General features: G+C 42.5%; 20 protein-coding genes and 1 pseudogene. 7 read left to right on the plus strand and 14 right to left on the minus strand.

The window, feature by feature from the left end:
* The 9 genes from vsple_RS06945 to ccoN form a co-directional block, all read right to left on the minus strand.
* Positions 1-747, minus strand: a complete 747-nt coding sequence (locus tag vsple_RS06945; RefSeq protein ID WP_255230723.1) for an FNR family transcription factor — start codon at positions 745-747, stop codon at positions 1-3.
* Positions 748-833: 86 nt separating this feature from the next.
* Positions 834-1,508 carry a sulfite exporter TauE/SafE family protein gene (locus vsple_RS06950; protein ID WP_261881533.1) on the minus strand — a complete coding sequence of 225 codons (675 nt, stop codon included), beginning with the start codon at positions 1,506-1,508 and terminating at the stop codon, positions 834-836.
* Entirely contained in the window at positions 1,505-1,687 is a 183-nt protein-coding gene (gene ccoS, locus vsple_RS06955; protein ID WP_261881534.1) for a cbb3-type cytochrome oxidase assembly protein CcoS, read from the minus strand. Before ccoS ends, vsple_RS06950 begins: the two co-directional genes overlap by 4 nt.
* Positions 1,687-4,059 (minus strand): heavy metal translocating P-type ATPase, encoded by a 2,373-nt coding sequence (locus tag vsple_RS06960; protein WP_261881535.1) that lies wholly within the window; start codon positions 4,057-4,059, stop codon positions 1,687-1,689. Before vsple_RS06960 ends, ccoS begins: the two co-directional genes overlap by 1 nt.
* 3 nt (positions 4,060-4,062) lie before the next feature.
* The gene (locus vsple_RS06965; RefSeq protein WP_261881536.1) at positions 4,063-4,542 is read right to left on the minus strand and encodes a FixH family protein; all 480 of its coding nucleotides are present in this window, start codon (positions 4,540-4,542) and stop codon (positions 4,063-4,065) included.
* 85 nt (positions 4,543-4,627) lie between these two features.
* The gene (gene ccoP / locus vsple_RS06970) at positions 4,628-5,602 is read right to left on the minus strand and encodes a cytochrome-c oxidase, cbb3-type subunit III (RefSeq protein ID WP_261881537.1); all 975 of its coding nucleotides are present in this window, start codon (positions 5,600-5,602) and stop codon (positions 4,628-4,630) included.
* Entirely contained in the window at positions 5,602-5,775 is a 174-nt protein-coding gene (locus tag vsple_RS06975) for a CcoQ/FixQ family Cbb3-type cytochrome c oxidase assembly chaperone (protein WP_032549071.1), read from the minus strand. Before vsple_RS06975 ends, ccoP begins: the two co-directional genes overlap by 1 nt.
* Positions 5,776-5,784: 9 nt before the next feature.
* The gene (ccoO, locus tag vsple_RS06980; protein ID WP_255230717.1) at positions 5,785-6,405 is read right to left on the minus strand and encodes a cytochrome-c oxidase, cbb3-type subunit II; all 621 of its coding nucleotides are present in this window, start codon (positions 6,403-6,405) and stop codon (positions 5,785-5,787) included.
* A gap of 12 nt (positions 6,406-6,417) precedes the next feature.
* Positions 6,418-7,845, minus strand: coding sequence for a cytochrome-c oxidase, cbb3-type subunit I (gene ccoN / locus vsple_RS06985; protein ID WP_261881538.1), 1,428 nt, complete (start codon positions 7,843-7,845; stop codon positions 6,418-6,420).
* Between the two features lie 258 nt (positions 7,846-8,103).
* Here ccoN and vsple_RS06990 point away from each other — a divergent pair, with 258 nt between their 5' ends.
* The 5 genes and pseudogenes from vsple_RS06990 to vsple_RS07010 form a co-directional block, all read left to right on the plus strand.
* Positions 8,104-8,466 (plus strand): hypothetical protein, encoded by a 363-nt coding sequence (locus vsple_RS06990; protein ID WP_261881539.1) that lies wholly within the window; start codon positions 8,104-8,106, stop codon positions 8,464-8,466.
* A gap of 99 nt (positions 8,467-8,565) precedes the next feature.
* Complete coding sequence (locus tag vsple_RS06995) at positions 8,566-9,750, plus strand: FIST signal transduction protein (RefSeq protein ID WP_261881540.1); 1,185 nt, start codon at positions 8,566-8,568, stop codon at positions 9,748-9,750.
* On the plus strand, positions 9,750-11,477 hold the full coding sequence (locus tag vsple_RS07000; RefSeq protein ID WP_261881541.1) for an ATP-binding protein: 1,728 nt from the start codon (positions 9,750-9,752) through the stop codon (positions 11,475-11,477). The genes vsple_RS06995 and vsple_RS07000 overlap by 1 nt, the downstream gene beginning before the upstream one ends.
* A 294-nt stretch (positions 11,478-11,771) precedes the next feature.
* Entirely contained in the window at positions 11,772-13,124 is a 1,353-nt protein-coding gene (locus vsple_RS07005; RefSeq protein ID WP_261883140.1) for an ISNCY family transposase, read from the plus strand.
* A 164-nt stretch (positions 13,125-13,288) separates the two neighbouring features.
* A pseudogene (locus vsple_RS07010) lies at positions 13,289-13,954 on the plus strand (ISNCY family transposase); the annotation flags it as partial.
* A 301-nt stretch (positions 13,955-14,255) separates the two neighbouring features.
* Here the strand turns inward: vsple_RS07010 and vsple_RS07015 are convergent.
* The 4 genes from vsple_RS07015 to matP form a co-directional block, all read right to left on the minus strand.
* The gene (locus tag vsple_RS07015; protein ID WP_255230711.1) at positions 14,256-15,476 is read right to left on the minus strand and encodes a hypothetical protein; all 1,221 of its coding nucleotides are present in this window, start codon (positions 15,474-15,476) and stop codon (positions 14,256-14,258) included.
* Positions 15,477-15,634: 158 nt separating this feature from the next.
* A complete protein-coding gene (locus tag vsple_RS07020) occupies positions 15,635-15,943 on the minus strand; it encodes a hypothetical protein (RefSeq protein ID WP_261881542.1) in 309 nt (102 codons plus the stop codon).
* 96 nt (positions 15,944-16,039) lie between these two features.
* Positions 16,040-16,348 carry a DUF3634 family protein gene (locus tag vsple_RS07025; protein WP_255230709.1) on the minus strand — a complete coding sequence of 103 codons (309 nt, stop codon included), beginning with the start codon at positions 16,346-16,348 and terminating at the stop codon, positions 16,040-16,042.
* A gap of 18 nt (positions 16,349-16,366) precedes the next feature.
* Entirely contained in the window at positions 16,367-16,822 is a 456-nt protein-coding gene (gene matP / locus vsple_RS07030) for a macrodomain Ter protein MatP (protein ID WP_255230708.1), read from the minus strand.
* Between the two features lie 189 nt (positions 16,823-17,011).
* Here matP and vsple_RS07035 point away from each other — a divergent pair, with 189 nt between their 5' ends.
* Both vsple_RS07035 and fabA read left to right on the plus strand, forming a co-directional pair.
* Complete coding sequence (locus vsple_RS07035) at positions 17,012-18,661, plus strand: Lon protease family protein (protein WP_261881543.1); 1,650 nt, start codon at positions 17,012-17,014, stop codon at positions 18,659-18,661.
* A 71-nt stretch (positions 18,662-18,732) separates the two neighbouring features.
* Positions 18,733-19,248, plus strand: a complete 516-nt coding sequence (gene fabA / locus vsple_RS07040; protein WP_032549106.1) for a bifunctional 3-hydroxydecanoyl-ACP dehydratase/trans-2-decenoyl-ACP isomerase — start codon at positions 18,733-18,735, stop codon at positions 19,246-19,248.
* A 187-nt stretch (positions 19,249-19,435) separates the two neighbouring features.
* Here the strand turns inward: fabA and rmf are convergent, their stop codons facing one another.
* Positions 19,436-19,609, minus strand: a complete 174-nt coding sequence (gene rmf, locus vsple_RS07045) for a ribosome modulation factor (RefSeq protein WP_255230706.1) — start codon at positions 19,607-19,609, stop codon at positions 19,436-19,438.
* Between the last annotated feature and the right edge of the window lie 93 nt (positions 19,610-19,702).

The following is a 19,702-nucleotide window of genomic DNA, read 5'->3' on the forward strand; positions in this document are numbered from 1 at the left end:
CTATTCTTTTGAAACACCAGCCAGTTCCATCAGCGCATCATGATCTTCGATGGTGATGTATTTACCTTTAACGCTTAGAATGTCCGCTTTTTGGAAACGACCTAGTAAACGACTGATGGTTTCAACCGTTAGGCCGAGATAGTTGCCGATGTCACCACGAGTCATCGTTAAACGAAATTCGCGAGGGCTGAAGCCGCGCTGAGAGAAACGAGTCGACAAGTTGTAAAGGAATGCTGCAAGACGCTCTTCTGCGTTCTTTTTCGAAAGCAGTAGTATCATCTCTTGGTCACCTTTGATCTCGTTACTCATCAAACGCATGATCTGCTGACGAAGCTTAGGCATTTTACCTGACAAGTCATCAAGGATTTCGTATGGAATCTCACATACCATCGATGTCTCGAGCGCTTGTGCAAAGCTTGGATGTGAATCACCAGTAATTGCATCAAAACCGACTAGATCACCCGCTAAATGGAATGCTGTGATTTGCTCATCACCTTGTTCGGTAATCGTATAGCTTTTGATAGTGCCAGAGCGTATTGCGTAAAGAGACTTAAGCTCGTCACCCGCTTTAAACAGCTCTTGGCCCTTTTGAATAGGCTTCTTTCTTTCAATGATCTGGTCAAGTTGGTCAAGCTCAGACTCATTCAAAGTAAATGGGATACACAGCTGGCTAATACTGCAATCCTGACAATGGATTGCACAGCCACCAGACTGAACACGTTTCGTCACAGGCTTTTCAGAAATCATAACAATCTTTCACTATTTGATATACGTCAATATTTTAGCATCCCTTCACATTAAAGGATAGAAAAAAAACCGCATTTAAAGCGTTGCTATACGGTATAAATAATGAGCTGAATGGCTTGGTAAGCAGTAAATAGACCGTACAAAAGGATCAAAATTGCACCACACTGCCTGAATAAATCAGCTTGTTGCAGCTTCTTGAGAAAGCCTGCGCCAAAGCCAACGGTAAGCATGGCGGGCAATGTTCCTAGGCCAAAAGCTAACATGATTCCAGCCCCATTGACCCAGCTACCGGACACCGCTGCCCATGTCAACATAGAGTAAACCAAGCCACAAGGAAGCCAGCCCCATATAAAACCAAAAGGTAGAGCATGGGTTGGATGCTTGAGAGGGAGCAGAGACTGTCCCATTGGTGACACATAACGCCATAAACGCTGGCCGACTTTCTCAAATGCAAGCAGTCCAAACCACCATTTGCCGATATACAACGCCAAAACAACCATGAATAGTGCAGCAATGAGTCTTAGCCATGCCAATGCAGCATTAAAGTCACTAAGCTGTCCTAATGACGAAACGGCTCCGCCAATCAAACCACCAATCACCATATAACTTAATAAACGTCCGAAGTTATATAGAACAGGCGTAATAGGGGAAGGCTTTTGAGTACCAATAGAGAGTATCGACGCAATGCCACCACACATTCCCATGCAATGGCCTGCGCCAATCAAACCAACAACAAAGGCACCAATCCAATCAGGTGTCATTTTTTGCTACTTGCTTGTTTCTTTGGAGAAGAGTCATTTGTGTCTTCATCAAACAAAATATTGTGACCTTGGCGTTCAAGATCTTCAAATTGTTCACTTTTCACCGCCCACAAAAAAATACCGACGGCAACACACACTAAGACGATAGCGATAGGAATGAGTATGTATAAGCTTTCCATTATTTACCTTGCTCTTTTAAAAGTCTTAATGAGTTAGACACAACAATAATAGAGCTTGCTGACATGCCAACTACAGCGATATACGGAGCTACGAGGCCAGCAACGGCAAGCGGCAGTATAAGTAGATTGTATCCCAATGACCACGCCAAGTTCTCGCGGATGATTTTACGCGTTTTCAATGCTAACTTACGTGATTGAAGTAGTCTATCTAGCTTGTCACCCAATAAAACCATATCAGCGGATGCTTTCGCTACATCCGTACCACCACCCATAGCGACAGATAAATGAGCGCCAGCCAAGATAGGAGCGTCGTTGATGCCATCACCAACCATCATGGTAATATCTTTATCATCACGCGAGTTAAGGTACGCAAGCTTATCTTCCGGTTTCGCATTCGCCACGATATCAGTAATACCGATCTCTTCCGCGACAGGTTTAGCGTTCACCAAAGAATCACCCGTTAACAGAGTAGTCTTAATACCCGCTTCTTTAAACTTCTGGATGAACTCGATGCTCTCTTTACGAATTGGGTCTTCGTATACAAAGGTAGCGATATGCTTTTCATCCAGAGAAAGATAGATACCGTTGCTCTGAGCGTTCTGCGCCTGACCAAGAATAAACTCGCTGCTGCCGATAGCCACTTTGTGACCATTCCACTCACCAGTAATACCAGAACCAATCACGTTATTCACTGACTCTACTTTTACATCATCAGATTCGAATGCCTTAAACGCCTTAGCAATAGGGTGATTAGCGTGCTGCTCAAGGCTCGCAGCAATTTGTAGACAAGTATCTTTGTCTAACTCAGCGTGTGTTTCCGTTTGGCTTATACGAATATCGCCTTCGGTCAGTGTGCCTGTTTTATCGATAATCAGGTGGTTTACTTTGCACAGCGTCTCAAAAACATGTCCTTTACGTAGCAGGATACCAAAGTTACCCATACGCGAAGTGGAACAAGTAATGGCCGTTGGCGTAGCAAGAGACAGGGCACAAGGACAAGTTGCTACCAGCACCGACAACATGATCCAGAACGCATCTTCAGGTCTAGTTTGGTGCCAATACAACCATGTACCAAACGAGATAACTAGAATCACAGCTACAAAATAACGCGCGACAATATCTGCAATTTCCGCAATGCGTGGCTTAGAAAGCTGCGCTTCATCTTGCAAACGTACAATATTAGAGATAACCGAATCGGCTTTAGAGCTTTTAACCTCTAGCTCAAAAGACTCATCGCCATTCAAAGTACCCGCGAAAACAGAATCGCCTTGGTTTTTAACCACGTGGATTGATTCACCCGTCAACATTGATTCGTCAATGTGAACGCGGCCAGAAAGTACGATACCGTCTGCAGGAATATGTTCGCCTGGTAATACGCGGATTTTGTCACCGACTTTTAGCGTCTTAACAGGAATCTGTTCGCCGTCTAATGTCGTCGCCATCGCGGGTACGAGTTTAAGCAGGTTACCACTCGCCGCCGCAGCTTTTCGACGTGCTCGCATCTCTAGGAATCGTCCTAACAGCAAGAAGAACGTAAACATAGAGATAGATTCGAAGAAGACTTCACCTTGCTCTGTGACGGTCGCAACTAAGCTCGCAACATAAGCAAACAATAAAGCGATCGACACCGGTACGTCCATGCCTAATGTTCTGCCCTTAATACTACGCCAAGCGTTAATATAGAAAGGTAGAGCAGAGTAGAGAAGAACCGGAGTAGCGAAGATCAAACTCACCCAACGGAAGTAGTGTTTGAATTCAGGCTCAAGATTGCCGAACACTTCAAGATAGAGTGCGACCGCAAGCATCATCACTTGCATTGTTGCCAAACCCGCAACACCTAAACGATACAAGTAATTCTTCATCGAACGATGATAGGCAGCTTCTTGCTTGTCCGCCTCAAAAGGCGCCGCTTTGTAGCCCAAAGTATGAATTGCCGATAGCAGCTCACTCAATTTCGTTTTGGTATTGTCCCAGCTTAGGAGAGCACGGTTGGTAGTGGTGTTAACACGAATACCATAGACACCGTCTTGAGAAGAAACTTGCTTCTCAATCAGCCATGCACAAGCCGCACAAGAGACGCCCTCAAGTGACAATGTCACTTCGGAGGTGTTTTCAGAGTTACGAACAAACTCAAGTTGTACGTCTTCATTGTCGTAATGACTGAGCGCAAGCAACTGTTCAGGAACAAGGTCAGCTTTTTCAGCTGGAGCGGTACGATACTGGTAGTAGGAGACCAAGCCACTATCAACAATGGTTTGGGCTACGGTTTCGCAGCCCGGGCAACACATTGGGCGTATAGAGCCTAATATTTCTACTTTAAAATCCGTTTCCGCTGGTACATCTTCACCGCAGTGATAACAGGATTCACTCATACTTTAGTTCTCTAGCTTGGTTTTGTTTTCTAGAGGGAAGGTAATACGGCCTTGAATCAACCACTCTTCATTGTGTGGTGTCAACTCAATGAACCAAGGGCCTTCGATTTCATGTTGCGTATTAAGGACGTAATCACCTTGAGCGTTCGCTGTAAGCAATTGCGTAAAATCGCGGTCAGGGAGGGTACGATGGACAAACATGGCACTGATCGCAGGGAAGTGCTGGAGTTTACCCTTGTCTAAAGAGATGATGATTGACTCACCGCGCTCAGAAATGTCAGCGGACAAGCCCAACTCTTTTGCTACGTTGACCTTAGAGATATCGACATTAATGCCTTTCCCTTTTTTGTAGTAATCCTCAGTGACCAAGTCAACAGAGTTCTGTGTAAATACAATAACCGTTAAGATCGTCCAGACCACAACTGTTGCAGGCAACGCGATTAAGAACCACGGCCAAAACTGTTTATACCAAGGCTTTACCATAAAAAAGATCTCGAAAAAGAATGAAAAGAAGTGCTTATAAAATAAAGGAAAGACAGCCCCTAAGAAAGGGGCTGTTATTGAAATGTTACTTATTATCTGAGTTGCTTAAGCTCCACACATATGCAGAAACTAGCTGAACTTTTTCTTCACCTAGAATGTCTTTCCATGCTGGCATCACACCAGAACGGCCATACATTACAGTTTCTGTTACATCTGCGCGAGAATCGCCGAACAACCAGTCGCGGTCAGTCAGGTCAGGGGCACCGACAGCAGGGTTACCTTTACCATCTGTACCGTGACACGCTGCACACACTACAAAACGAGCTTTACCGGCTTCAGCTTCACGAGCGTTAACGCTACGACCAGAAAGGCTAAGAGTGTAGCTAACCACTTCTTTTACGCCTTCTTCGCCAAGAGCGTCTTTCCAACCTGGCATTTGACCAACACGACCGTGTAGTACTGTCGTCAGGATCGCTTCCGGCTCACCGCCGTAGAGCCAAGCATCATCAGTTAGGTTAGGGAAACCTTTCTGACCACGCGCATCTGAACCGTGACACTGAGAACAGTTTTGTAGGAACAGACGTTGACCCACTTTAATTGCTTCAGAGTCTGATGCGATATCAGGGATTGAACGAAGACCGTTATCATCGTATGCAAGTTGGTTGAACGCTTCACCAAAGTAGTTATTGGCGTCGTCTAGCTCTTTCGCATATTGGTCTAGTCGCTTGTTCTGTTGAGCGTCTACGACAGAAGCACGAGACTGTGCTACTGAAGTAACGGTTTGGTCGGAACTCGTCCAACCTAGAACACCTTTAAAGTTGCCTAGACCTGGATAAAGGATGAAGTAGATTACCGCGAACACAAGTGTGCCGATGAATAGGTAAGTCCACCACTTCGGAAGAGGGTTGTTAAGTTCACGAATACCATCGTATTCGTGACCCATGTCATCACCTTCTTCAATACCCGTTTTGTTTGAGAAGCATGAGCGAAGTAAAACCGCACAACCAATGAGTGTACCGATAGTAATTACGGTAACCCAGATACTCCAGAATGTACTCATTACTTAGTCACTCCTTGTTCTTTTGAACTCGTTTCAGCTTCATCCGCAAAAACTAGGTTTGCATCGTCTTCGAAACGAGATTTACGATTCTTGCCAAATGCCCACCAAACGATGCCGATAAAACAAGCAAAAACGGTCACAGTCCAAACGCTTTGAAATGTAATAATGTCCATAGTCATTCCTTATTTCATTGCGTGGCCAAGAGATTGAAGGTAAGCAATGATTGCATCCATCTCTGTTTTGCCTTCAACATCTTGCTTCGCGTTAGCAATCTGTTCGTCTGTGTAAGGAACACCAAATTGATTGCGGAAGAGTTCAAGCTTCTGCTGAGTCAATTTGCCATCAAGTACATTGTCTTCAAGCCACGGGAAACCAGGCATGTTTGATTCTGGAACAAGTTCACGAGGATCAATAAGGTGAACACGGTGCCACTCATCAGAGTAACGCTCACCAACACGCGCTAGATCCGGACCTGTACGCTTAGAGCCCCATAGGAATGGGTGTTCCCAAACGCTTTCACCCGCTACTGAGTAGTGGCCGTAACGCTCAGTCTCAGAACGGAATGGACGAATCATTTGGCTGTGACATACGTTACAACCCTCACGGATATAGATGTCACGACCTTCCATTTCCAGAGCAGAGTACACGCGTAGATTATCTACAGGTTCAGTTGTCTGCTTTTGGAAAATAAGAGGGGTAATCTCTACAAGAGCACCGAAGCTGATTGCGATAACGATCAGGATTGCTAGCAAGCCGACGTTTTTTTCTACCAACTCATGGCGATTATTTGAATTTGAGCTCATTCTTAAATCTCCTTAAGCCGGTTGCGCGATAGCTTTTAAGCTAGCTTTTGGTGCTGTAACAGTTTTGTACGTGTTGTATGCCATTAAGATCATACCGCTTAGGAAGATGAAACCACCTAGGAAACGTACAAAGTAGAATGGGTAAGACGCTTCTACAGATTCAACGAAGCTGTAAGTCAAGGTACCGTCAGAGTTAACTGCACGCCACATCAGACCTTGCATCACACCTGAGATCCACATTGCTACGATGTAGAAAACAGTACCGATTGTTGCCAACCAGAAGTGAACGTTGATTAGAGATACAGAGTACATACGCTCTTGACCAAATAGTCTTGGAACTAAGTGGTAAACAGAACCGATAGAAACCATTGCAACCCAACCTAATGCTCCAGAGTGTACATGACCGATAGTCCAGTCAGTGTAGTGAGATAGTGCGTTAACCGTCTTAATCGCCATCATAGGACCTTCGAAAGTCGACATGCCGTAGAAAGATAGAGAAACGATTAGGAAACGTAGGATAGGGTCGTAACGTAGCTTATGCCACGCACCAGATAGAGTCATGATACCGTTGATCATACCACCCCAAGAAGGAGCGAATAGAACAAGAGACATAACCATACCTAGAGATTGAGTCCAGTCTGGTAGTGCTGTGTAGTGTAGGTGGTGAGGACCAGCCCAGATATACAGAGACACTAGAGCCCAGAAGTGAACAATCGATAGACGGTAAGAGTAAACAGGACGTTCAGCCTGCTTAGGTACGAAGTAATACATCATACCTAGGAAACCAGCTGTTAACAGGAAGCCTACCGCGTTGTGACCGTACCACCATTGTACCATTGCATCTACAGCACCTGAGTAAATCGAGTACGATTTAAACGCAGATACAGGAACAGCTAAGCTGTTAACGATGTGCAACACGGCAACCGTGATAATGAAGGCTCCAAAGAACCAGTTAGCTACGTAGATGTGCGATGTCTTACGCTTAATCATTGTTCCGAAGAACACGATTGCATAAGCTACCCACACAAGCGTGATAGCGATATCGATTGGCCATTCAAGTTCTGCGTATTCTTTACCAGAGGTTAGACCTAACGGTAAAGTAATTGCAGCGGACAGAATAATCGCTTGCCAACCCCAGAAGGTGAAGGCTACGAGAGGGCCACCAAAGAGACGCGTCTGACAGGTGCGTTGTACAACATAATATGATGTTGCAAACAGGGCACTTGTACCGAACGCAAAAATAACCGCATTAGTATGCAGGGGACGTAAACGACTGTACGTCAGCCACGGCGTATCAAAGTTTAGCTGTGGCCAAACTAATTGAGCGGCAATCAAAACACCAACGCCCATACCGACAATACCCCAAAGAATAGTTACTAAGGTGAACTGACGGACGACCGTATAGTTGTAGTTTTGTTCAAGCTGCTTTTCTTGGCTCATTTGCATGCTTCCAATTTCTTATTTACTACACTTTACTTCCAACACGACTCACGTCGTAATGCCACCCAAATCAGAAAAAGAAACTCAGACTATTCAGAACTTTATTTCCGCTTGCTGATTTTAAAAAAAAGTGGCATTTTCAACGCGACACTATACTTGAATTAACAAATCAATGACAGAGTAGTAACCTTACGGTTGGTCAGGAAATGTATTTTTATTTAAAAACTTTGAACTTTGTAACAAGGAGTAAAGGATAAAATGGCAGCACAAAAGCTCACAAAAGGAAGGCTTGTACAAATTGTCATCATGTTGTCTATTTTATTAGCTGCATTTACTTGGAGAACAGTGACATACGAAAATAACGAAACGGTTGACTGTATTCTTTCGACACCGTGTGAAATCACTATTGACAAATATAATGTTAGTGTTTCAAGTGATAATCACGCCTATTTAATCGAAACATCTGAAAGTAACAAAGTTGATGTTAGCTATAGTGGAAACGGATCTTTAGTCGCGAAAAGCTCATCTTCTTGGCTACTTACAACCGATGAACCGACATCACAAATAATCATCACAACCACGCAACAAGATCACAGTGTTTCGGTCATCCTCTCAAAATAGTCATTATCAGGTCGGAGGTGGGAATAACTTGTACTAAATCAGTAAAAACTCCCATCTGAAAATGTTATAACTAAGCGATTAATCCATTGATCGAGCGTTATGAAGTTTCTCTCTAAAGTTTCCTACTCACACGACGACGTCATCGCTGTACAAGAGATCCTCGCTGGTTTAGAGCGAACTCATGAGATTACATGTCTTATTTGCTACTGCACGGAAGAATATTCTACGTTTGCAGTCCAGGCGTTGCTTAAACAACACCTATCAAACATACCTATTCATGGTTGTACAACCTGTCACGGGATAATGACAGAAACAGGGTTTCACTCAGGCCCAGTTGTCGGTGTACTGGCAATTTATGACTCAGGAATCAATGCATATGGTACGGGGATCAAGAGTTTTGAAGGAGATGTGATCTCGAGTACCTATGATGCGATAGACATGGCATTGAGCAAAGCGGAACGGGAAGGGGAAGTACCCGATCTAATTCTTCTGCATTCAACGCCGGGCAATGAAGAAACCATCATGGACGCGATTGACTCAAAATTTGGTACCGAAGTTCCCGTCATTGGAGGTAGTGCAGCAGACAATAAAGTATCCGGAAACTGGAGCATATTTACTGAAGATCTCGTTTCTATTAATGGTGTCTCTCTTACCGTATTTTTCTCATCTCAATCTGTATACAGCTCGCTCAATGCCGGACACACGCCAACTGAATATTCAGGCGTGGTAACTAAAGCACGCGATCGCGTACTCCAAGAAATTGATAATAAACCCGCAGTAGATGTCTATAATGAATGGACCAATTATCACTTAGGTAGCTCAGATGATGGCTTTATTTTTGAACAGTCATCTGTATATCCACTCGGGAGAAAAGTGGGGACTTCATATAAAACCCCTTATTTTAAATTGTCTCACTCAATTAGACAAACCGAGTGCAGAGGCATTGAATTATTTACCGATATTAATGAAGGTGATGTGATTCATTTAATGCAGGGTTCAAAAAAGCATATCATTAGCCGAGCAGCAAATATCATACATTCCTCTTACTTTAACGACTTGGATCATGAAGAAAAACTGGGCGCAATCAACATCTTCTGTGCGGGTCCAATGCTCAGTCTTAAACAAGATATGAGTGAAGTCTGCACCCAAATAAATCAAGCACTTAATGGGCTGCCATACATTTGTCCATTCACCTTTGGAGAACAAGGTCGCCTATGTGGTAGAGAGAGCGCACATGGTAACTTGATGGTGTCGTCGGCCACATTTTATAGGTTAAAAAAATAATGGGTACAGACAACCAAGAAGCGTTGCAAGAAGCGCTGGTACAGTTAGAGAGAGCCAGGTCTCGGGAGCGTAGTTTAGCCGAAGAGAATAGAGTGATCTTGTCGACGATATCAGAAATTAGCAAAGCGGAATCTATTTCAGACATATTTTCCAGTTTAGAACTCGTACTTAAGAAGTATATAAAATTTGACGACTTCATCGTTATTTCACGTCTAAATAACAAAGATTGTTTTAAAACACTTTTAACTAACAACCGAGTTTATGAGGATATTCTATGGAAAGACTCAGGTAAGTTGTCACGTATCATTAATGGTGAGTGCGCAATTTTATTTGAGCCACGAAATCTTCCTGAATTTAGTTCGCTCAACTCAATAGTACTTGATCAAATCAACTCTGTATTGATGACGGGCATCGACACAGGCTTGACTCAATCTGTTATCGTTTTTATTCACTCCAATACCAAGTACTTCAGTGTTGAAACCAAAGCAACATTGAATCGTTTTCGACCTCTGATCGAACGAGCAGTATTCGACATCGAAAACAAAGAGAAATTAGAAGCGACTGTTCGGGAACGTACAGCCGAGCTTATCTCTGCACGTAAAGAAGAGGAGCGAGCAAATAAAGCCAAATCAGAATTTTTGGCAATGATGAGTCACGAACTTCGAACGCCACTCAATGCCATTATCGGGCTGATAGATACATTAAAGTGCTCACAATTGACTTGTGAACAACGTTCGATCATTCAAAGTATGGGCACATCTTCTGAGTTACTACTGGCTATAATTAGTGACGTGTTGGATTTCTCTAAAATTGAGTCAGGATGTTTTTCACTGGCTCCTCAATGGAATAGTGTAAGAGACACTGTAACTTTTGTATTATCTGAGCAAAAGAAGATAGCAGATGCCAAAGGATTAACGTTAAATCTGACATGTGAAATACCTGAAAACGAACTATATTACATAGATCAAACGAGACTAGCTCAAATTCTGTTTAATCTAGTAGGTAACGCGATTAAGTTCACGGAGCAAGGTGAAGTCAACATTGCTATCCATTACCAGAAAAACACATTCCACATCTCGGTTGAAGACACGGGAATCGGAATGAACCCACAGCAATTGGCATCGTTATTCAGTCCGTTTGTTCAAGCAGACAGCACCATTACTCGTAGATTTGGAGGAACAGGCCTAGGTTTAGCGATCACTAAACGTCTGGTTGAGTTAATGGGTGGAAAGATTGAAGTTTCGAGTGAACTCAACAAAGGTTCATGTTTCCAGGTTAAATTACCGGTGTTAAGTCAGTCACGTCAGAACACAGAGCCGAAAGAAGTGTGCCATCCAACAAACCCATTTCTTAGGACTCAATATTCAGTGCTAATCGTTGAAGACAACCCAACCAACCAAATGGTAATCCAGCTGATTTTGTCACGACAAGGACATAAAGTTTTCATCACAAGCAATGGTCAAGAGGCGATTGATTTTATTCAATCTGAAGAAGCACCTATAGACATTATTCTTATGGACGTTTCAATGCCAGTAATGGATGGGCTAACAACAACCAAACTGATGAGACAAAAAGGCATCGACATTCCAATTGTCGCACTCACAGCCCATACATCTAACGAAGATAAATGTTCTTGCTTAGATGTTGGCATGAATGATTTCGTTACCAAACCAGTAAGAACCAAAGAGATCACAGAAGCGATCGATCGTTTATTAGTAGAGTCCTAATAAACGTATTCTGAATCGAAGATTATGAATATGATTATTAGGTATTTTATGGTAAATAGATTTTCGGTTAAATTGAACTGGTTTGTCTATTGCAAAATGATAGTGGGGTGCAGATATAAGAAGTTATATCTCGCTCAGGTACACTTTATTTAACATAATACACATAATACGCAGTCAATTTGTAGGCGCAAAGTTGTAATGTCACTATTTACCAAAGTTAAAATGTCTCTTTAGCTCGTAGTCACTAAGCTTTGCTTACAACCAGCTAAGGATGCGTTTAAGATGCTAGTGACTATGAATGATTCTGATATCAATCGTTTTAAAGTAATCCAAGATGTTTGCGATCGTAGGATCCGACGAGTCGACGCGGCAGACATTCTTGGTTTGAGTGTTCGCCAAGTTCAAAGGCTTATGAATCGCCTGAGAGAATTCGGTGCTGTAGGATTGACTCACCAAGCTCGAGGTAAGCCAAGTAATAACCGCTATCCCAGTGACTACCGAGACACAGTTTTAAAACTGATTCGTGATCACTATTCTGATTTTTCTCCAACGCTTGCTAGAGAAAAACTGTTTGAGTTACATAGCCTTCCAGTATCTAACGAGACCTTACGAAGTTGGATGATTGCAGATGGTTTATGGACGCCTCATTCGCAACGCAAGCCTAAAGTTTACCAACCTCGCTACCGACGTGATTGTTTAGGCGAGCTCGTTCAAATTGATGGCTCTCACCATGATTGGTTTGAAGGACGCGCTGACAAATGTTGTTTACTGGTCTTCATCGATGATGCGACTGGCCGCCTGATGAACTTAAGGTTCAGCGAAACCGAATCGGCCTTTGATTACATGCTAACAACGAGAGAATATCTTAATGAACACGGCAAACCCGTAGCGTTCTACAGTGATAAGCATTCGATTTTTCGGGTGAATCAGGAAAAGCAAAAACAAGTCGGTCAAACTCAGTATGCCCGAGTATTAAAAGAGTTAGGTATTGAACTGATATGTGCGAACAGCTCTCAAGCTAAAGGTCGTGTTGAGCGAGTAAACTTGACGCTACAAGACCGACTCGTCAAAGAGATGCGCTTACAAGGAATCAACACTATCGAAGAAGCGAATGCTTGGCTTCCCTACTTCATTGCTGATTTCAATCGACGCTTTGCTAAGCCGGCAATGTATCCGAAAAACATGCATCGAAAAGTGCGCGAAACCCCGCAGGAACTCGATGATATTTTCAGTTGGCAGGAAATACGTAAGCTCTCTAAATCTCTGACATTTCAATATGACAAAGTGGTTTATCTCATTGAACCAAATGAAGAAAATACTCGCTTAGTTCACGAGCATGTCAAAGTCTTAGACTATCCCAACGGAGACATTGCGATTGTGTATGGCCACAGAAAGTTGGCATTCAAAATTTTCGATAAGCTTGAGCATGTTCAACAAACCCAAATTGTCGACAACAAGCGATTAGGCCAAGTCCTAAAGTTTGCTCAACAGCAGCAAGAAGAATTCGAGCGACAACAGAAACGCACCAGGAGCAAAAAAGCCCCTCAACGCAGAGCTCAACAAAGAGCGCTTCAGGAACAACTAAGGGCGATAAACCCAGTTCTCATCACACCAGAAACCTTCAAAGCTTCTAGGAGTAAAACCTAACTCACCTACTCTATTTAGCTCATAAAGGGACATTTCTACTTGGGAGAAAAGAAGACATTTTAAAATGGGATTGACACAATTTGTTATTACCAAGCGAAAATGTCCTAATATTACCAAGTGAAAATGTCCTACATTTCCTTGGAGGTTTGAGGATGCTAATTACTATGAACGACCGTGAATTACAAAGACTGACGGTAATCCAAGATGTCTTACACCATAACCTAAGCCGACGCGATGCTTTAAAGTTATTGGATTTAAGTTATCGACAACTCCAACGGCTCATTACTCGTTTCATTCAACAAGGCGCAGCTTCTCTGGCACATGGAAATCGAGGCAAGCCGTCTTCAAATCGTGTCAATGAAAGCGTCAAGCTGCAGGCATTAGAACTCATTCATCAGTACTATTCTGATTTTGGACCAACGCTAGCCCACGAAAAACTTCAAGAGCTCCATAACGTCTCGGTATCACTTGAGACTCTGCGACAATGGATGATCGCTGACGGTTTATGGGTACCTCATAGCAAGCGTAAACCTCGAGTATATCAGCCTCGTTATCGACGGGACTGTCTCGGTGAACTCATTCAGATTGATGGTTCACAGTATGATTGGTTCGAAGGCCGCAGCGATAAATGTTGCCTACTGGTCTTCATCGATGACGCGACTGGCCGTCTGATGAACTTAAGATTCAGCGAGACCGAATCGGCATTTGATTACATGCTAGCAACCCGAGAGTATCTTAATGCACACGGCAAACCCGTAGCGTTTTATAGCGATAAGCATTCGATTTTTCGGGTGAATCAAGAACAACACAAACAAGTTGGCCATACGGAACACTCTGGGATTTGGCAAGCTAAAAAAAGTTACACTGCAACTTAACGCAAAAAAGGCCAAATAAGTACAGTCGTTCTAATAACTTGTATATAAGCTAGCTTCGTAGGTCGAAGTTGATTGTTTAACCGAAAACAAGGAGTGAGCTCATTAGGCTCCCTGCTCTTTCTGAAAAAGCAAATCAGCGGGTAAACAAATTGCGTAGAGTGCAAGTTTAGATGACTCTAGCTCTAGCTTTGAAGGTACACACCAACTACATTACATTGCATAGTCGGTGCTAAACATATTTTTAGTGACAAGGTAACTACATACTGTCCGTCAACTGTCCAGGAACTCTCGACTTCATCTGCGCTATTGCTAAGCCTGACATTTGAACTTGAGAGAACCAGTAAGGGCGATGTTTAAGGTTAAACAATTCGCTGTTGTTCAAGGCTTCGAAAATAGAAAATGCATGGGCCTGAGCAAGTGCGGCACCATAAACACTTCTCTCTGAAACATCGACGCCATCGACCTCCTCCACTAATGCTTGCTTAATGTAAGCGGTATTAGGGCTCCAATCAATATGTTCGATAAGCTTACTAAGCAGTCTCTTCTCCATACTCGAAAAGATTTTTTCAAGGAAACTGGTATCGGGTAGCACTTCTGCACAGGCATAATATTCGTTGTGTCTATCACTTGCTTCACGATAACTTAGCATCGTTTGAACAAGTGCATCTTCAAACGTTTGAGAAAAATGATTGCACACCAGAAACATCGGTATGACACGCAGTGTACCCAATAACACACCAACATCAGGCTCTCGAACTGAGGTGTCTTGCAGTCGTATACGTGTCGCGTTGGCGGTCACCACTAAGTGTTGCCATAGTTTTGGTGAAATATCTTTCGTATTTTCGTCTGACCATTTAAGCAACGACTGGCTCATTAAAATAGGAAAAAGTAACCGGCAATTGTCGATCCCTATCAACCCCACTGCTACTTTGGGATCTAAAATCACCTTCGGCTTACGACCATACTTCTCACAAAACTGCCTATTCGAAACAAAGTCAGTGAGGCTTGACGATAAACCACGGTTCTCTAGCGCTATTTGATTCAATTTATTGAAATTCAATGAAGGAGAATAAGCAATGCTAGCGAAGTGATTATAGTCCGGGAGCTGAGAAAAGAGTGAACTGATAAGTGTAGTTTCAAGCTTCTTCTCTAGCATTACTGAAGCTGTCTCGCATATATCTTCTAAGACATATCGTAATGTATTTTGCTTCGCTGCGATTTTTTCTCGTTTTGCGGCCACCCTATCTTGTTCGCACCTCAATAAAATGCGTTGGTTATTGGTGATACGTTCTGATTCTTTAAAGATAACATCATCACAATAGCGATTTTCCAAGCTAAGCAATGAATCGACGAGATCGTGATTAATTTTGTAACTGGAGTTAACAAGCCAGTTGTTAAAACACTGTGATACGTTCGACGATATCTTTCTTGAGAGTTCTACTACTTCAGGAGTGTAATTTTTATTTGCTAGCAACAACCTACAAATCCCTTGAACACATTCTGTTATCTGGCTGTTATGACAGCCTATTTAAATTATAGACAGCACATATTAGATGAAGTTGAATGATTTTTCACGAGTTAGTTACTAGTTGCTCAATACATTTAGTTATAGTGCACTACCATACAGATTTATGTTCAAAAAACGATCTGAATACGAATCAACTTTTCATAGTTTTTGTATCGATATTGTTTCTTAGGTACTGCTTTTTTAGCGACTTTACACAGTTTAGGATCGCCATGAGTACGAACTCGGTGAACTTTTGTGAATGCTTTATTATGCCTCATTTCCAACATCAAATCACAAAAACCATCGAGTTCATTGTACCCTTTAGCATTGAGTGTTTTGATAATTTGAGATTTGATCTTCTTCGCCACCGGTTTAACCAATGCATCATCAGCAATCGAACTTTGGCAGAAAAGAAAGAGAATCAGTAGTCTTTTCATAATATCTCCTTACTAGAAGATATTATGCACATCAATTATGAATAAATTGGATGGATATAGAATGGCAAAGTACTAGTCAGTTAGCGTTAACAGAGTTTATGCTCTCTTAGACCCTTTCGATTTAAAGCCGTTATGAGGAAACACGTTACGGATACGTTGTTGAGTACTTTTAGGAACCTGTTTGGAGAATTTTAAGTTGTAGCCCGAGCGTTTTGCATAAACCTTCAGCTCACCATCAAAGCTCTGATTACGGCCAATTTCTTGCAAATTGTGTTTGAAACTTGGTGGCATATGCCCTTTAAACTGAGCTATTTGTCCTTTTTCAAAAGTCACTTTGAGCACAGGCCTGTCAACGGCAACCAGCCAAAATACGAGTGCTGCCCCAATAAGAATCACATACATCATAACAGCCTCCTTGAATTACTATTTATCGTCAGATAGCAAGGCGCTCAAATCTTCTTTGAGACTTGTTACCGTTTTGCTTGCTTGTTCACTTCTTGAGGCTTCACTGACTAAATACTCGATTGCGTCAGAAAGCGTACAACCTAATTCATTTGCCCTTTGTGATAGTTTTTCCCAAACTCGATAATCCAGATCAATCGACTTTTTCTTGGTATGTACTTGTTCCGCGTTAAAGTGGCGTTTACGTTTCGCTCGAATAGCTTGCTTTAGCTTGTTGTCGAGCTCTAAAGACATGTGCTCTTCTATCCACTCTAAAACACCTGTTGGTTGGTGTTCGAGCTTAAGAAGGTTCTGTACCGCAACCTCTGCTTCACTTGAATCGATATGACGGGTAATGGATTCACCTTCCTTCCATTTCTTTACTAGGTAGTTCCATTTCCAACCACATTCTAAGTTTTCAAGTTGCTGATATTTCATGTCAAATCCCAAACGTTAATCCTAGTGACAGCGTAACCCAAATTACATAATTAGACAATTGTTCAATTAAAAGAATAGACCAAGATCATACTTATATTGCTTGGTTTATCGCGATTAAACAGATACTTCTATTAGGCATTGTCGTTTTTCTATATACTCCCTGTCTATTTCCCATTTTTAGTAGATTCAATGACTCAAGTAGACTGGCGACATGTGACGCCACAATATGATGAATACACACATCAGTTAGAGCAATACCCTAACCTAACGCCCTTTTCATTTACTCAGATTCAGCATAGATTCCGTGATGCCTTAACTCGCTTTGTACGCTTGTCTAGCCTATCACGAGTGTTACTCGTCAATGCGCCTGATAATGCTATCTATCGCCAACTCATCATAGAATCACTAAGCCACTCTACTTCTTTAGACAACCCTGTTGTAATCCGAACTGAATCATTAAACGCCGAAGCCCTATTTGATCAAGTGGAATCAAAAGATGGGCAAGTGATTGCGACCAAACAAGGATTACTTTCTAAAGCCGACAATGGATTTCTTATTGTATCTGCGAATCTTATCCTTGCGAATCCAGGTAGCTGGCTATTACTTAAGTCAGCGTTACTTGGAGATGAGATTGAACCAATCAGAAGTAACCCAGATCATCTATGTGCACCGCAGTTGCCTCGAGCGTATAACATCAAGCTCATCATAGTTGGTGATCGTGGTCAAATGGGCGATCTTGACTATTTAGATAGCGATATACGCAACGGTTTTTGTCTGTTTAGTGAGATTGAACAAGATCTTAAATTAGACCAAGAGAGTTTAGTTGAATATTTAGGCTACCTAAAATGGCTACAGCAACGCTATCAGTTACCGGAACTTAATGTAGACGCCGTTACCGCCTTACTTTGTGCTGGTGCCAGAGAAACTGAAGACCAAACATATACCCCCTTGTGTCCAATTTGGCACAACACTTTGCTTAGTGAAGCAGCGATTGAGTCAAATAACACTGAAATCAATAGCATCCACGTTGAGCAAGCGTTATCACACAAATACCAACGTGAATCTTATCTACCACAGAGAGCTCTAGACGATATCCTTGATGGACAAGTGATCATCGAGACTAATGGTGAGCAAGTAGGTCAAGTCAATGGCTTGACCGTTATTGACGTCCCGGGACATCCTATCTCTTATGGTGAGCCTGCTCGTATTTCATGTGTCATTCACTTTGGTGACGGCGATATTTCTGACGTAGAACGCAAAGCAGAACTTGGTGGTAACCTTCATGCTAAAGGTATGATGATCATGCAAGCGTTTGTGAGTGCCTCGCTAAACCTTGAAGATCCGTTACCATATTCTGCATCCGTTGTATTCGAGCAATCTTACTGTGAAGTTGATGGCGACAGCGCATCGTTGGCAGAACTATGCTCACTTGTCAGTGCTCTTTCAGAGTACCCAATCAATCAACAGATTGCCGTAACCGGTGCAGTTGACCAATTTGGCCGCGTACAAGCTGTCGGAGGCTTAAACGAGAAGATCGAAGGCTTCTATCACGTCTGTAAACATCAAGGTCTAACAGGCGAGCAAGGTGTCATTCTACCGCATACAAATTTGAAGCATTTGGCTCTTCAACCCGATGTCGTAGAAAGCATCAAAAATGGAGAGTTTCATATCTGGTCTGTATCAAATGTAGATGAAGCAATTCCTCTTATTATGAACAAACCATTTAGAGACGAAGAGCAAGAAAGCGTTCTTAGCAAAATCGCGGAACGTATTGAAAACTTTGAAAGACATGAACATCCGCCAGGAATTGTGGAACGCATCAAAAACTGGTTTGTCTAGTACTGATCGGACTTGTTTAGCGTACACCTGTTCACTAATATGCACCTATCAAAAATTGGAGTAAATTGATAATGCAAAACAAACGTGATTCTTACACTCGCGAAGAGCTTCTAGCATCAAGCCAAGGCGAACTATGGCCACAAGGCCCTCAACTTCCAGCACCAAACATGTTGATGATGGATCGCATCACTAAGATGTCTGAAACTGAGGGTGATTTTGGTAAAGGTTTAATCCTTGCTGAATTAGATATTACTCCAGACTTATGGTTCTTTGATTGTCACTTCCCGGGTGACCCTGTAATGCCAGGTTGTCTAGGCTTAGACGCAATGTGGCAACTTGTTGGTTTCTTCCTAGGTTGGGTTGGCGGCGAAGGTAAAGGTCGTGCCCTAGGTGTCGGTGAAGTGAAATTTACTGGTCAAATCCTACCAACAGCGAAAAAAGTAACGTACGAAATCCACATGAAACGTGTTGTAAACCGTAAGCTGGTAATGGGCCTAGCAGACGGTCGCGTTCTTGTAGATGGCAAAGAAATCTACGTTGCAAAAGACCTGAAAGTTGGCCTTTTCCAAGATACGTCTTCTTTCTAATAGAATTCTCAAGACAAAGCTGCATATTTGCAGCTTTTCTTTTGTGCTTAAACATTTAGTTATAGTGCATCAAGTATAAGTACTACTATTGCAATTTACTAAACTTTCCCCTCCACCAGCTTTCACTCTCATAACAAATAACAAGGCTCCGATTTCGGAGCCTTTGAAATTCTTGACGTTTGTCCTATTACTTATAGAGACCTGCTTGTTTATCATCTTTGGCATCACGCCAACCACCTAGCCAATGCGACCGAGAATCCATTTGACTATATGGGCAAGCTTCTTGCGACCTTCCATTTAAACCAGCTTTGTAGCCTTGAGATTGTGCTCGTTCTAGGCGATCACGCTTTTGTCTCTTCATAGTGCAGTCCTCATACGGGTGTCCATTTCTAAACATATAATGATTACAACATCATGGAGTTTTTGTGACTCCAACTTTAAGAATTAACCAAGA

Source organism: Vibrio pelagius, from assembly GCF_024347575.1.
In the GTDB taxonomy this organism is placed as follows: domain Bacteria; phylum Pseudomonadota; class Gammaproteobacteria; order Enterobacterales; family Vibrionaceae; genus Vibrio; species Vibrio pelagius.